The 13755-nt window shown below is 44.8% G+C and carries 14 protein-coding genes; all 14 read right to left on the bottom strand.

What is annotated here, in order from left to right:
* Positions 1-52: 52 nt before the first annotated feature.
* Positions 53-1570 carry an NADH-quinone oxidoreductase subunit NuoN gene (nuoN, locus tag MLOOGBEN_RS09820; RefSeq protein ID WP_179158077.1) on the bottom strand — a complete coding sequence of 506 codons (1518 nt, stop codon included), beginning with the start codon at positions 1568-1570 and terminating at the stop codon, positions 53-55.
* A gap of 6 nt (positions 1571-1576) precedes the next feature.
* Complete coding sequence (locus MLOOGBEN_RS09815; RefSeq protein ID WP_179158076.1) at positions 1577-3085, bottom strand: NADH-quinone oxidoreductase subunit M; 1509 nt, start codon at positions 3083-3085, stop codon at positions 1577-1579.
* The gene (gene nuoL / locus MLOOGBEN_RS09810) at positions 3086-4948 is read right to left on the bottom strand and encodes an NADH-quinone oxidoreductase subunit L (RefSeq protein WP_179158075.1); all 1863 of its coding nucleotides are present in this window, start codon (positions 4946-4948) and stop codon (positions 3086-3088) included.
* A gap of 133 nt (positions 4949-5081) precedes the next feature.
* Positions 5082-5396: an NADH-quinone oxidoreductase subunit NuoK gene (nuoK, locus tag MLOOGBEN_RS09805; RefSeq protein WP_179158074.1), complete on the bottom strand. Its 315-nt coding sequence runs from the start codon at positions 5394-5396 to the stop codon at positions 5082-5084.
* Positions 5393-5911 carry an NADH-quinone oxidoreductase subunit J gene (locus MLOOGBEN_RS09800; protein WP_179158073.1) on the bottom strand — a complete coding sequence of 173 codons (519 nt, stop codon included), beginning with the start codon at positions 5909-5911 and terminating at the stop codon, positions 5393-5395. Before MLOOGBEN_RS09800 ends, nuoK begins: the two co-directional genes overlap by 4 nt.
* Positions 5908-6327, bottom strand: coding sequence for an NADH-quinone oxidoreductase subunit NuoI (gene nuoI, locus MLOOGBEN_RS09795; RefSeq protein ID WP_063255622.1), 420 nt, complete (start codon positions 6325-6327; stop codon positions 5908-5910). Before nuoI ends, MLOOGBEN_RS09800 begins: the two co-directional genes overlap by 4 nt.
* A 363-nt stretch (positions 6328-6690) precedes the next feature.
* Positions 6691-7695, bottom strand: coding sequence for an NADH-quinone oxidoreductase subunit NuoH (gene nuoH, locus MLOOGBEN_RS09790; protein ID WP_179158072.1), 1005 nt, complete (start codon positions 7693-7695; stop codon positions 6691-6693).
* Positions 7695-8795, bottom strand: coding sequence for an NADH-quinone oxidoreductase subunit D (locus MLOOGBEN_RS09785; protein ID WP_179158071.1), 1101 nt, complete (start codon positions 8793-8795; stop codon positions 7695-7697). The genes nuoH and MLOOGBEN_RS09785 overlap by 1 nt, the downstream gene beginning before the upstream one ends.
* Before the next feature lie 3 nt (positions 8796-8798).
* The gene (locus MLOOGBEN_RS09780; protein ID WP_179158070.1) at positions 8799-10265 is read right to left on the bottom strand and encodes an NADH-quinone oxidoreductase subunit C; all 1467 of its coding nucleotides are present in this window, start codon (positions 10263-10265) and stop codon (positions 8799-8801) included.
* 3 nt (positions 10266-10268) lie between these two features.
* Entirely contained in the window at positions 10269-10781 is a 513-nt protein-coding gene (locus tag MLOOGBEN_RS09775; RefSeq protein WP_179158069.1) for a NuoB/complex I 20 kDa subunit family protein, read from the bottom strand.
* Positions 10772-11146 carry an NADH-quinone oxidoreductase subunit A gene (locus MLOOGBEN_RS09770; protein ID WP_095247549.1) on the bottom strand — a complete coding sequence of 125 codons (375 nt, stop codon included), beginning with the start codon at positions 11144-11146 and terminating at the stop codon, positions 10772-10774. The genes MLOOGBEN_RS09775 and MLOOGBEN_RS09770 overlap by 10 nt, the downstream gene beginning before the upstream one ends.
* Before the next feature lie 746 nt (positions 11147-11892).
* Positions 11893-12096, bottom strand: coding sequence for a hypothetical protein (locus MLOOGBEN_RS09765; RefSeq protein WP_179158067.1), 204 nt, complete (start codon positions 12094-12096; stop codon positions 11893-11895).
* Positions 12097-12371: 275 nt separating this feature from the next.
* A complete protein-coding gene (locus MLOOGBEN_RS09760) occupies positions 12372-12578 on the bottom strand; it encodes a hypothetical protein (protein WP_179158066.1) in 207 nt (68 codons plus the stop codon).
* Between the two features lie 384 nt (positions 12579-12962).
* The gene (locus tag MLOOGBEN_RS09755; RefSeq protein WP_179158065.1) at positions 12963-13730 is read right to left on the bottom strand and encodes a GntR family transcriptional regulator; all 768 of its coding nucleotides are present in this window, start codon (positions 13728-13730) and stop codon (positions 12963-12965) included.
* Positions 13731-13755 lie beyond the last annotated feature (25 nt).

Here is a 13755-nt window from a genome sequence, read left to right as displayed (position 1 = left end):
TTGTTACCCCTTTATTCAAGCTAGACCAGGTTCTTCCCCCAAAGCTGCCGGTCTATTGTAGAAAGTCTGCGAAATGGTTGAAGTTTTCGTTTACGAAGTCGACCGCGATATCTGGGAATATTCCAAACAGTAAAGATGCTGCGACGGTGACGATTAGAACAACCACGATTCCGACTGGAATCTTTGTAAACTTGCTGTCGTCCGCTGCTGGGCGGAAGAACATTTGTGTCATGATACCGAAGTAGTAGAAATACGATACTACTGTTGTCGCGATCATAATGGATGCTAGTACATAATGCGGTTCCTGAACCATGAAAGCACCGATAAAGATGTTCAACTTGCCGATGAAGCCTGCTGTTCCTGGGAAGCCAGCCAGAGCGACTAACAAGATCCCCATCGCCACCGCCAACACCGGTGAACGTCGATACAAGCCTGCGAAATCAGCAATCTTCGTTGAACCGGTTTTTGCCTCCACTAATTGGATCACAGCTAAGGCGCCAAGGTTCATGAACAAGTACGCTAATAAATAGAACCAAACGGTGTAAAAGAAGTTCGAGCTCAAAGACGTGAACGCCACCAGAATATAACCTGCGTGGGCGATACTAGAGTACGCAAACATTCTTTTAATATTGCTTTGCTTTAATGCTACAACGTTTCCGATGATCATCGTAGCCGCAGCAATAACAGCGATGTAGTCCTGCATATTATAAAGAATTGGTATTGAACCTGGTCCTTCTGAAGCCGCCACACCAAACACGGAAATCATAATCCTAGCCACAATCACAAAGCCTGCGGTCTTCGAAACAACGCTCAAAAATGCAGTAACTGGTGTTGGTGCGCCTTGGTAAACGTCTGGTGCCCACATATGAAACGGAGCAGCCGCCAATTTAAAGCCTAATCCAACGAAAATCATTAAGAACGCTAGTCCGAGCAAATAAGCATGCTGCGCGTCCGCTAACGCCTGCAGTGTCCTTGCGATCACTAACAGGTTCGTCGAGCCTGTTAATCCGTACACATAGCTCATCCCGAACAAGGTAATCGCAGTGGCAATCGAACCATTGATGACGTATTTCATCGCAGATTCATTCGACTGTAAATTGTTTTTGCGGATACCCGCTAAAATATAGGAAGAAATTGATAACAACTCAAGACCGATAAATAAAGTAATTAAGTCACCGCTGGATGTCATAATCATTCCGCCGAGCAATCCGGTTAGGAATAAATAATAAAATTCACCGCGGTATTCTTCTAATCCTTGATCAGCCTTATAGGAGACAGCTAAAAATAATACTAGCGCTCCTCCTGCCAGCAGCAGGAATTTGAATGCTTTTCCAAAAGAATCAAGACGGAAGGTATCCTCTAAAATCGATTCCGGCGCGGCCCCAAGTAGTCCGGCTAGGGATACCATCGCTGCGAAAATCGCGGCAATCCCGATCCAGCCAAGGATTCGACGGTCTTGTTTTTTTGGCATAAATAAATCTAGTACTGTGATAAGCGCTGCAACACCAACGATGATGAACTCTGGTGTCATGATGCCCCAATTAAATGATGTTAAATCTTCAAGACTCATCCTTCATCACCCTCCTAACCCTAGCATAATCGTTTCAAGTGTGGCTTGAAGCGGTGAGCTTAGAACGCTTGGTATTACTCCGATTAAGACAATTAAGCCAATGAGCACGAGAACCGGAACGAATTCGACGCCTTTGAGGTCGACGAGTCCTGTAAATTCACGGTGTGCTTGGCCGTACGTAATGCCGAGAACGGCACGTAATAAATAAACGGCAGTCATGATAATCCCGATCGTTCCAACTGCAGCGATCCATGGCATTTCTTCAAATAGCCCTAAGAACGCCATAAATTCACTTACGAATCCAGACATACCCGGTAGACCGAGTGACGCCAATGCGCCAGCAAGCAGGAAGCCTGAAGCGATTGGCATTCCCTTTGCCATCCCGCCAAGGTTTTCCATCAATGATGTATCTGTGCGCTCATAGAAGGCACCAACTAAGAAGAACAATAGTGCTGAGATTAAACCATGTGATACCACTTGGAAAATGGCACCTTGAACGCCCGCTTCATTCATCGCCGCTAACCCGATTAGCACGATTCCCATGTGTGAGATCGAAGAGTAAGCCAAAACCATTTTAAAATCTGTTTGAATGAACGCTAGGAACGCTCCGTAAAGAAGGTTTACTACTCCAAGGATGGCTAAGAGTACTGCTAACGTTTCAAACTGCTCCGGGAAAATTCCCATTCCGAAGCGAATTAAGCCGTACGCACCGATTTTCAATAGAATACCAGAGTGAATCATAACGATTGAAGGCGGTGCCTGCACGTGAACGCGAAGCATCCAGCTGTGTAACGGGAATATTGGCAGCTTAACGCCGAAAGCGATAAGCAGTGCAATCAATAATCCTAGTTTTAAATCGCCCGATAATGGAACGTTCGGGTCATTCATAAGCTGCGTTAACATTTCAATATTGGTTGTTCCTGTTTTCGCAAACAGAATCATAATCACGATTAACAGAACAGCTGAGCCTAAACCGTTATAGATTAGGAAGCTGTAGGCTGCTTTTTCTTTTTCAAAATAACCCCATTTTCCAATTAAGAAGAAGGTTGGGATTAAGGTAATCTCAAAGAATAAGAAAAATAGAACTAAGTTTTCTGCTGTAAATACCCCTAGCATTCCGATTTCTAACAGCAGGAACAGCATGAAGTAGCCTTTCCATTCTTTTTTAATATAAATGGAGGCAATCGCTGCGAGTGTTGCGACTACAGCCGTTAGGAGTACTAGCAGCATAGAAAAGCCGCTGACACCAAGTTCATAGTTAACCTTCCAGAAACCTGCTTCAGCACCCTGAAGACCGCCGAAAGTAATCCATTCCTTGACAACATTAAAGTCACTTAAATCCTTGCCCCAAAGGTAATGAAGATACAGTCCGGCTGCAATTCCTAATGCAGGCAGTGTCGCTAGAAAGCCGACAATTTTAATGGTTTTTTCTTCAGTTTTAGGCATGAAGGCTAAAACAATAATTCCGAGTAACGGGGAGAATACTAATAGTGATAGAACGAAAGAAAGATCCATTTATAAGTACCCCCCTGTTAATACAAAGATGACCGCAAGCAGTGCCATGCCAACGAATGCTACTGTAACATAGGTTTGTGTTTGACCTGTTTGCAGCTTCGAACCTGCTGCTCCAAGGCCATGAACAATCCCTGCGACACCCTTCATGATTCCTTCAACTAAGAAGACATCGATGAAGCGTAAGAAGTAGCTAATTCCTTTTGTAATGGCAACCACTGACATTTGATAGAATTCGTCAATGTAATATTTGTTCGTAAGAATGGTGTGCAGCGTATCGCCGCTGCCCGAAAGCCAGTTGCGTGCGATTGAACGCTTGTAGTAAATCAGGTAAGCAAGGTAAATACCTGCTAACGAAACAACGGTTGCTGCAATCATAATCCAAATTGGACCTTCGATATGACTATGGCCTAATGCTTCATTACCAGCAACGAGCCAATCACCAAGATTGTGATTGAATGGTGTCTGCACGTAACCAGCAATAATTGCCAAGACCCCAAGAACGATCATTGGGAAGGTCATCATCGATGGTGATTCGTGAACATTTTTCATTTGTGTTCGCGCTTCTCCTGTAAAAACCATGAAGAACAAGCGGAACATGTAGAATGCGGTCATGAATGCCGCTGCAAGTGCTAGTAAGAACAGAACTGGATGTCCGCCTTCCCAGGCTGCGATTAGGATCTCGTCCTTACTGAAGAACCCGGAAAATAACGGTACACCGCTGATCGCGAGTGTTCCGATTAAGAATAATGGTGCAGTAAGCTTTAGCTTTTTCCAAAGACCGCCCATTTCTTCAATGTTCTGTGTGTGTACCGCATGAATGACGCTTCCGGCTGCTAAGAATAGCAAAGCTTTAAAGAAAGCATGTGTCATTAAGTGGAATACACCCGCAACATAGCCGGCAGATCCTAAGGCTAGCATCATGTAACCAAGCTGGCTGACGGTTGAATAGGCTAGAACACGTTTAATATCGGTTTGTACAAGACCGATGCTCGCGGCAAAAATCGCCGTAAACGCACCGATAATCGCAATGGTTAATAGAGCTGTTTCACTCGCTGCGAACAGTGGAAACAGTGCCGCAACTAAGTAAACTCCGGCAGCAACCATTGTCGCCGCATGGATTAAGGCGGAAACAGGTGTCGGACCTTCCATTGCGTCCGGCAGCCATGTGTGAAGCGGGAACTGACCTGATTTACCAACAGCACCGATGAAGATTAAGATCGCCGTAAGAGTAATCATGGTAGTGGATACAGCACCAGCCTCAACAGCCTCGAAAATCTCACTGTATTCAAAGCTTTTTGTTTCCCAGAATAATAAAATCATCCCGATCAAGAGACCCACGTCTCCGATACGGGTCATAATGAACGCCTTTTTTGCCGCAGCCTTCGCTTCTTCTTTGTAGAAATAAAATCCGATTAAGAGGAAGGACCCGACTCCGACGAGCTCCCAGAAAATATAAGTTTGCAGCAGGTTTGGCGAGATAACAAGTCCAAGCATCGCAAACGTAAAGAGTCCTAAATAGGCATAGAATACTGGAAACCGCTCATCCCCGTGCATATATCCCTTTGAATACGTATGTACCAGGAAGCTGACGAGCGAGACAATTACAAGCATTAATGCATTCAATTGATTCACTTCAAAGCCCGCTGTTAAAGAAATATCTCCTATCCTGAGCCACTCCGTTGAAGTCTTAAACGTTGGTTCCGTGAACCGCTCGAACAACACCAACAACGAATACACAAGCGCAGCAAGCGTTGCAAGAATACCGACGTACGCACTAGCATCCTTCAGCCGCTTACCAAATAGAAGAAGAATCAAAAACGAAAGTAGCGGGAAAAGCGGTATGATCCATGCATTTTCCATCATCATCACAATCCCCTTTTTAAAAATGGTGCCTGTCACCGCCCGGGCAAAAACTCCGCCGAGGGAACACACCAATTATTACCAATTTGTCCACCTGAGACGGACAGTGTCTTTCTGCGGTGACAGGCACCGCAGTTTAGTTTTTCATTGTGTCCATATCGTCGATGTTGACGGTTTTGCGGTTGCGGTATAGGGCTATCAAAATAGCCAGACCGACGGCTGCTTCTGCAGCGGCTACGCTAATCGTGAACAGGGCGAAGATTTGACCGGTGATGGACGGTGCCACACCGTATTTGCTGAAGGCTACCAGGTTAATATTGACGGCATTCAGCATGAGTTCGATAGAAATGAGGACGATGACGGTGTTTCTTTTTGTCAGTGCCCCGTATAAGCCGATACAGAATAAAATCAGTGCGAGTGCCAGGAAGGCTGAAGCAGGAACTGAACTCATTCCTTGTCACCCTCCTTCTCGTCTTTCTTCGCCAGAACAATCGCTCCGACAAGTGCGACTAATAGTAAAACAGAGGTTAATTCAAACGGGATTACCCATTTAGAGTAAAGGGCTTCCCCAATTTTCATCGTATTGTCTACGTGTAAGTCCGTTGGTACCTGTACTACGTTGAAATCATAGATTCCAATGTAGACAGCCACTGCAAATCCGATTACACCTAGAAATAATAGAACCTTTCTTCCTTTGCCTGTGGTTGTTTCCCCTTCATCATCATGCTTTGTTAACATAATCCCAAATAGCATGATAATCGTGATCGCACCGGAATAAATCAGGATTTGAACCGCAGCGACAAATTCAGCTGACAGCAGCACGTAAATACCGGCAATGCTGACGAACGTAAAAATGAGGGCAACGACCATATGCACGACTTTGGTAAGGTTCAATAACAGAACACCGCCAATGATGGCGACAAGGGCGAGGCCCATAAATGCGATAAACTCGCCTGTAATTGTCATGGTTTATTCACCTGCCGTACGTTTTCGTCGTTCTCATCTAACCATTCTAGGTTTTTAAATAACATATCACGGCTGTAGGACGCTAACTCAAAGTTATTGGTCATCACAATCGCTTCGGTCGGGCAAACCTCCGTACAGAGGTCACATAGGATACAAATCTCGAAATTAATATCATAAGTATCAATGATTTTCCCTTTTTTCGTCGGATCCGGATGTTTTTTACCCGTTAAATTAATACATTCGGTCGGGCAAATGTTCATGCATTGATTGCACACAATACACTTTTCCGGATAGAACTTTTGAATTCCGCGGAAGCGGTCGGGCAGCGGAAGCGGCTCATCTGGATAGTTATAGGTTACCTTTTCTTTTGTTAGCTGTTTTAGGGTATATTTCAAGCCTTTTGTAAATCCAAGCACGTTTTTCACCCCTTTTTCATTTTAAAAATTGCTTTCTGAATTCGTTTATTAAAATTCTTCATGGGCTCACCTAGTCGCGAACACCCCATTAGGTTCCTTTTTCAAAGCCTGTGTTAAACTAGGCTGTTGATTTGCGCTCCAGGCGCTATGCTTTCCGCGGGCTCGCCCGTGAGCCTCCTCACAGCTTCGCTCCTGCGGGGTCTCACTCAGCTCGTTCATCCCGCAGGACTTTGATTTACATCCTCGAATCTGCCCACGCACGAAGAAAATGCGATAGCATTTTCGAGGAGTCAAGCGCCTTCCGCTCCAATCAACAGGTTCTAAAATCAACAGTATCCTTTAACACAGCATTTTCAAATAGTCTTAGAAAAATAATGTTTTGATTAGCGCTGTTAAGAATATGTTTGCTAATGCGACTGGGAATAGCACTTTCCACGCGAATTCCATTAATCGGTCGATTCGGAAACGAGGCATTGTTGCCCGTAACCACATGTAAACAAAGACTACGACGCTGAATTTGAGTGCAAACCATACGGCACCTGGGATAAATCCTAGGATATCGAGCGGTGGCAGCCAGCCGCCTAAGAAGATGACGGTGATTAGTGATGACATCGCAAACATGTACACGTATTCTGTAAGCATAAAGAATGCCCAGCGGAATCCTGAGTACTCAACAAAGTATCCAGCAACCAGTTCGTTCTCTGATTCAGGAAGGTCAAATGGTGTCCGGTTTAATTCTGCAATCGACGCAATGAAAAACACGATAAACGCGATTGGCTGATAAAGAATGAACCAGCCATGCTCCTGCTGTACAACAATATCCGTTAAATTCAAGCTTCCCGTTAAGAGAATGACACCTAAAACGGACATAACCAGCGGAATTTCGTAGGAGATCATTTGTGCGCCTGCACGCATGCCCCCAAGAAGCGCATATTTATTGTTGGACGCCCAGCCGCCGAGAACCATTCCGAAGATTGTCATTCCGGAAACGGCAATATAATAGAGCAATCCTACCCCGATATCGGCAAATTGGAATTTGTCCGTAAACGGGATGGTCGCGAGGACCATAAAGGCTGGAGTAAAGGCAATGATTGGCGCAATGATAAATAACGGCCTGTCGGCTGCCTTTGGAATAACGTCTTCTTTTAATAAGAGTTTCAGAACGTCGGCTACGGTTTGCAATAATCCCCACTTACCGCCGAGCTGGTTTGGGCCGTGACGGGCCTGCATATAACCTAAAACCTTTCGCTCTGCTAATATCGCATAGGTTACGAAACCTAAGACCACTAATAGTAAGACAACTGCGAGTAAAAAGAAGATTCCAAAGTTTATCAAGCCTGGACTTGATTGGAGCAACTCTTCTACCATTAGCCGTCCACCTCCCCAAGGACAATGTCAACTGCCCCTAAAATCGCAATCAAGTTTGCAATGTTTTCGCCTACTAATAATTTAGGGAGAATTTGCAGATTATAGAATGATGGTCTTCTAAACTTCAAGCGATACGGTTCTTTTTTACCGTCGCTGGAGATATAGCAGCCGATTTCTCCGCGTGGAGATTCAATTCTTACAAAAGCTTCCCCTTTTGGTGCTTTGATAATTTTTGGCACTTTGGCCATAATCTCGCCCTCAGCAGGGAATTGTTCGCAGGCCTGCTCAAGGATCTTCAGAGATTCTCCAATTTCATCTAGGCGCACATGGTAGCGTGCCAAGCAATCTCCTTCGTCCCTTGTAACAATGTTAAAATCAAAGCGGTCGTAAATCGAATATGGCTCATCTTTACGAAGGTCCCATTTCACGCCGGTACTGCGAAGGTTTGGACCGCTGAGTGAATAGTTGATGGCTTCTTCTTTTGAATACACGCCAACCCCTTTTACCCGATCTAAAAAGATTTCATTTCCCGATACAAGGTCATGGTAGCCTTTCAGCTGTTCGCGCAAATAAGGAACAAATTCCCTTACACCATCGACCCAGCCTTCTGGAGCATCCCACTTTACCCCGCCCACACGCATATAATTAAAGGTCAAGCGTGCACCTGATAATTCGTTAAGCATATTGATAATCATTTCACGGTCACGGAACGCATAGATGAACGGACTTGTCGCCCCTAGGTCGAGGATGTATGTTCCCCAGGCAACTAGGTGGCTCGCGATACGCCCTAATTCCATCGCCATGACACGAAGGTATTCGGCACGTTCAGGAATTTGAATCCCCATCATCGTTTCAACGGCATGGCAAATGACATAGTTATTTGTCATTGCGGACAAATAGTCCATCCGGTCCGTGTAAGGAATAATCTGGGTGTATTGCAGGTCTTCCGCCAGCTTTTCTGTTCCGCGGTGTAAATAACCGATGACAGGGGTTGCTTCAGTAATGATTTCCCCATCGATTTTGACGACAAGCCGGAATACTCCGTGCGTACTAGGATGCTGAGGACCGACGTTAAGCAGCATTTCTTCTGTTCTGATCATTGGTTACACCTCCACATCATACGGTTTATAATCTTTACGCAGTGGATGGCCAACCCAATCTTCTCCTAGCATAATCCGATGTAAATTCGGATGTCCGGTAAACTTAATTCCTAGTAAATCATAAGCTTCACATTCAGGCCAGTCAGCACCTGCCCAAATTGGCTGCAAGGACTCGATTGTTGGTTCATCGCGGTCAATCTTTACTTTCAACGCCACGGATTGGCGATTTTTGTATGAGAATAAGTGAACATACACTTCCATATGTGTGACAAAATCTGTTCCATGCAGCTCAGATAGATAATCGAACCCTAGGAGCTCATTATATTTTAAAAACTGAGCTACCTTGAAATATGTATCTTTCTTCGCAATGAGTGTTGGAACGTCTTTCGATAATTTATTAATATAAGAATCTTCTAAAACATCAGCGCCCAAGTTTTCTTCAATAACCTTCCTATATTTATCTAAGAAAGGCTGATTTGGTGATGGCTGCTCGGCCGTATCGGCTGGCGATACGTCGCCGCCTTTTGCTGCTTCTCTTGCTTTCGCCTTCGCTGCTGCCGCTGCTTTTGCTTTCGCTACGGCTGCCGCTTTCGCCTTGGCTTTTTCATCATCGCCGCCCGCCGCAGTGTCCGCCTCACCGGTACCAGCTGCTTTGGCTTTAGCCGCTGCTGCTGCCTTTGCTTTCGCTGCCGCCGCAGCTTTTGCCTTTGCCGCTGCTGCCGCTTTCGCCTTGGCGTCATCACCTGCTGGTTCATCAGCTGGTGCACCTTCACCCGCAAGCTCCATTGCCTTACGTTTCGCCGCTGCCGCCGCTTTTGCCTTGGCTACTGCCGCTGCCTTTTTCTTCGCAAGGTCATCACCGTCATCGCTCGATTCAGCCGCAGGTGTTTCCTCAGCTGGTGCCGCGTCTCCTGCTAACTCCATCGCTTTACGTTTTGCTGCAGCCGCTGCTTTGGCTTTCGCTACCGCTGCTGCCTTCTTCTTAGCAAGGTCGTCTCCGTCATCGGTCGTTTCAGCCGCAGGTGTTTCCTCAGCTGGCACTGACTCTCCCGCTAACTCCATTGCTTTACGCTTCGCTGCCGCAGCCGCTTTTGCTTTCGCTACCGCTGCTGCTTTCTTTTTCGCAAGATCGTCTCCATCATCGCTCGTTTGGGCTGAAGCTGGTGTCGTTTCAACCGGAGCAGGAGCTTCTTCCTCTACAATACCTTCACGTTTTTTCTTCGCTAGTGCTGCCGCTTTCGCCTTCGCTGCTGCCGCTGCCTTTTTCTTCGCAAGGTCCGCACCATCTTCAGCAGGCGTTCCCGCTGTTTGCGCTGGCTGACCTAGCGCTTGTTCAGAAGGTTTGTCCTCCTGCTTTGGAGCATCAGCAGATTCACCTGCAGCCTTTGCCTGACGTTTCGCTAAAGCTTCCGCCTTTGCCTTTGCAACGGCTTCCTTTTTCAATTGATCGAGATCCTTTTCCCCGCTCATCGGTTAGATCACCTTCTTCCCAGTCTTCGCCTCATAGCGAATCTTTTCCTTTAATTTATTAATACCATAAATTAATGCGGCCGGGTTTGGCGGGCATCCAGGGATATAAACATCAACAGGGACGATTTGATCGACACCCTTCACAACGGCATAAGACTTCACATACGGTCCCCCTGCAGTTGCGCAAGATCCCATCGCAATAACCCATTTCGGCTCTGGCATTTGATCATACAAACGGCGAACAATCGGCGCCATCTTCTTGGTAACCGTACCAGACACAATCATGCAATCCGATTGCCTTGGCGATGTACGGAAAATAGTTCCAAACCGGTCAAGGTCATAGTTCGCTCCACCCGTACCCATCATTTCAATCGCACAACAAGCCAGACCAAAAGTCATCGGCCACAAAGAATTACTTCGTGCCCAAGCCTTAATTTGCTCCAGCGTCGCAAAAAATACATTTCGTTCTAACTCTCTCATTTCCTCTGGTGAAAGGTCATCTAGTTTTAAGTCCATCGTAGCACCTTCTTCTTCCAAGCGTAGATTAAGCCAATTAACAGCATAATTACGAAAATCAACATCTCAATTAACGCAAAAATCCCCAGCTTATCATAGGCAACCGCCCATGGGTATAAAAATACAGTCTCTACATCAAAAATAACAAACATAAGGGCAAAAATATAATAGCGGACATTGAACTGTACACGGGAATCGTGAAATGGATCAATACCGCTCTCATAAGTGGTATACTTCTCGACACTCGGCTTATGAGGACGCAAAAACTTACCCAAAAATAAAGCCACCAACGGCAGCAGCACCCCAAGACAGAGGAACACAAAAACTATCAGATAATTATTCTGATATAAATTCAAAAGTTCCAAGTCCATCCCTCCAATGTTGAAAATTTTCATACAAATGAAACTTGTAACCGATAACATTATAGCACTGTTACAAACCTGTGTCGACAACACCACCCCATTAAAATTGGAAATTCAATCGCCGCAAAACTTCCCATTGCAAGCGTTTGAGAGCTCGCTCTCAAAAACGCCTTGAAATGGGAAGTTTTGCAAGCTTACGCGATAGCGGAAGCGCAATGTGCGTTAGCACATGGCGATAGAATTTCCAATTTTCTTCGCAGCCTGGTTTGGCGACACAAGGGCCCCACCCCCCTGAGCGTTTGCGTGATCTCGCAGAAAAGGCTCCCTGAAATCACTTCAGAGATGACGCAAGAGCGAACCGTGAAACCTTGAACTTAGGTGCACGTGATCTGCAGCGGAGCGAAAGATGACGTGCATAGAAATAGGCTCACAAGAGCCGTGTTTCATCCTTATATCGACATTTAACAACAAAACTCCACTATTGTCAGTGAGAATTGTCATAAAACCTTCACCGAATCATACCTATATATACAAAAAAACAACCTATCAAAATCCAACATTACCAAAGGACCCTTGTACATCATCACCACCATCATATTCACAATAAACCAAATCATTCAATAATTTCTATTAAAATGTAATAAATATCATCAACATCATACTAAATCCCTACAAATAACATTCGGAAGGCGGACCAAGTTCATCCCCAACCCACGTACCTGCATTTCCCCCTTCTACACCTGCCTAATTCACACTCCTACCTGCATTTTTCTTTCATTCACCTGCATAAACCATTTGTTTATCTGCCTAATTAATCCCACCACCTTATAAACCTGAAAAGAGCCAGTCGTAAGACTGGCCATCATCATTTTCTCTATCACAAATATGTGTAAAAACCCCAGTCCCCATTTCAAATCCTCCATAAATTCCGCATCCCCACCCTTACCTGCCATTCTCCCCCCTCTATCTGCCTTTTTCACACTCCTACCTGCCCTTTTCCTCACTTCACCTGCATAAACCATTTGTTTATCTGCCTAACTAAATCCCACCACCCAATAAACACATAAAAGCCGGTCGTAAGACTGGCCATCCTCACTTTCTCCATCACAAATATAGTCAAAAACCCCAGTCCCCATTACAAATCCTCCATCATATCCTCACCCCCACCCCTTACCTGCCATTCCCCCTCCTCTATCTGCCTTTTTCACACTCCTACCTGCCCTTTTCCTCACTTCACCTGCATAAACCATTTGTTTACCTGCCTAATTAATTCCTCCACCTTATAAACCTGAAAAGAGCCAGTCGTAAGACTGGCCATCGTCATTTTCTCTATCACAAATATGTGTAAAAACCCCAGTCCCCATTTCAAATCCTCCATAAATTCCGCATCCCCACCCTTACCTGCCATTCTCTCCCCTCTATCTGCCTTTTTCACACTCCTACCTGCCCTTTTCCTCACTTCACCTGCATAAACCATTTGTTTATCTGCCTAACTAAATCCCACCACCCAATAAACACATAAAAGCCGGTCGTAAGACTGGCCATCGTCATTTTCTCTATCACAAATATGTGTAAAAACCCCATTCTTCATTACAAATCCTCCATCATATCCTCATCCCCACCCCTTACCTGCCATTCCCCCTCCTCTATCTGCCCTTTTCACACTCCTACCTGCATTTTTCTAACAGTCTCCTGCATAAACCATTTGTTTACCTGCCTTATCAAATCCATCAGTACCTGCACCACTGTCCCAAATTCCCTAGCCTAAAAGCCAAAACAAAAAAGACCCATGCCACAAGCCAAAGGTCTTTGTTTTACATTATTTCGTTAAATCAAGATCACTGTCCATATCGACGTCAATATAGAAGTTTACCTTATTTGCAAGGAGGTAATACACGGAGTAATGTACCGGTCTTTCATGATCATCCTTTATTACTTTTTTAACTTGAATGACGGTTTCCATTCGAGAGACTTGAAGAAGCTTGCTTAAATCTTGAGGAGGAAGAATAAACTCCATTTCCTTCCGCGCTTTGCCGAACTTTATTCCGTAATCATCATGTATAACTTTAAAGGTTGAAACATTATCCTTTATTTTTTCAGAAATGCCAGAGTAAATATCACAAGGTAAATAGGAAAAGTCAACACTAAAGATATTGTTTCCATCCTTTATTAGTCGTACAAGCTTCACCACTTCAAATGGCTCATTACGTTCAAAATACTGCATAAGCTCATTGTCAGCGGTTTCAATTTGATTGACCAAAATTTCTTTTGTAAAATTGCCATCCCCTGTCGCTACTGACAACTCCGAAAAGCCTTTCAAATTAAGAATATGGATTTTTTGTTTCACGTTTTTGACAAAGGTCCCTTTACCATGAATGATTTCAATGACCCCTTCACTTGCAAGTTCCTTCAACGCACGCCTAATGGTAATTCTGCTTGTGTCGAAGGCTTCACATAATTCCTTCTCATTCGGCAGTCTTTGGCCGGAAACAATTTTTCCCGTATTAATCATTTCCATAATGCCATGCTTTACCTGATCATACAAAAACACTGGGCTCTCTGTTTCAACAGATTTTTCCTTATTCATAAGTTACCTCTTCTTAAATTTACTT

The sequence above is a fragment of the Bacillus sp. EB106-08-02-XG196 genome, assembly GCF_013396335.1.
In the GTDB taxonomy this organism is placed as follows: domain Bacteria; phylum Bacillota; class Bacilli; order Bacillales; family Cytobacillaceae; genus Neobacillus.
Note: the sequence above shows the minus strand (reverse complement) of the source record. Positions and strands in the feature narration are given on the sequence as shown.

Excerpts from the sequence above, each read along its gene's own strand:
- nuoL (WP_179158075.1), bottom strand. The coding sequence starts at position 4,948 with ATGATGGAAAATGCATGGATCATACCGCTTTTCCCGCTACTTTCGTTT.
- MLOOGBEN_RS09775 (WP_179158069.1), bottom strand. The coding sequence starts at position 10,781 with ATGGACTTAAAACTAGATGACCTTTCACCAGAGGAAATGAGAGAGTTA.
- MLOOGBEN_RS09815 (WP_179158076.1), bottom strand. The coding sequence starts at position 3,085 with ATGGATCTTTCTTTCGTTCTATCACTATTAGTATTCTCCCCGTTACTC.
- nuoN (WP_179158077.1), bottom strand. The coding sequence starts at position 1,570 with ATGAGTCTTGAAGATTTAACATCATTTAATTGGGGCATCATGACACCA.
- MLOOGBEN_RS09785 (WP_179158071.1), bottom strand. The coding sequence starts at position 8,795 with ATGATCAGAACAGAAGAAATGCTGCTTAACGTCGGTCCTCAGCATCCT.
- MLOOGBEN_RS09800 (WP_179158073.1), bottom strand. The coding sequence starts at position 5,911 with ATGACAATTACAGGCGAGTTTATCGCATTTATGGGCCTCGCCCTTGTC.
- nuoK (WP_179158074.1), bottom strand. The coding sequence starts at position 5,396 with ATGAGTTCAGTTCCTGCTTCAGCCTTCCTGGCACTCGCACTGATTTTA.
- MLOOGBEN_RS09780 (WP_179158070.1), bottom strand. The coding sequence starts at position 10,265 with ATGAGCGGGGAAAAGGATCTCGATCAATTGAAAAAGGAAGCCGTTGCA.
- MLOOGBEN_RS09765 (WP_179158067.1), bottom strand. The coding sequence starts at position 12,096 with ATGGCAGGTAAGGGTGGGGATGCGGAATTTATGGAGGATTTGAAATGG.
- MLOOGBEN_RS09755 (WP_179158065.1), bottom strand. The coding sequence starts at position 13,730 with ATGAATAAGGAAAAATCTGTTGAAACAGAGAGCCCAGTGTTTTTGTAT.
- nuoH (WP_179158072.1), bottom strand. The coding sequence starts at position 7,695 with ATGGTAGAAGAGTTGCTCCAATCAAGTCCAGGCTTGATAAACTTTGGA.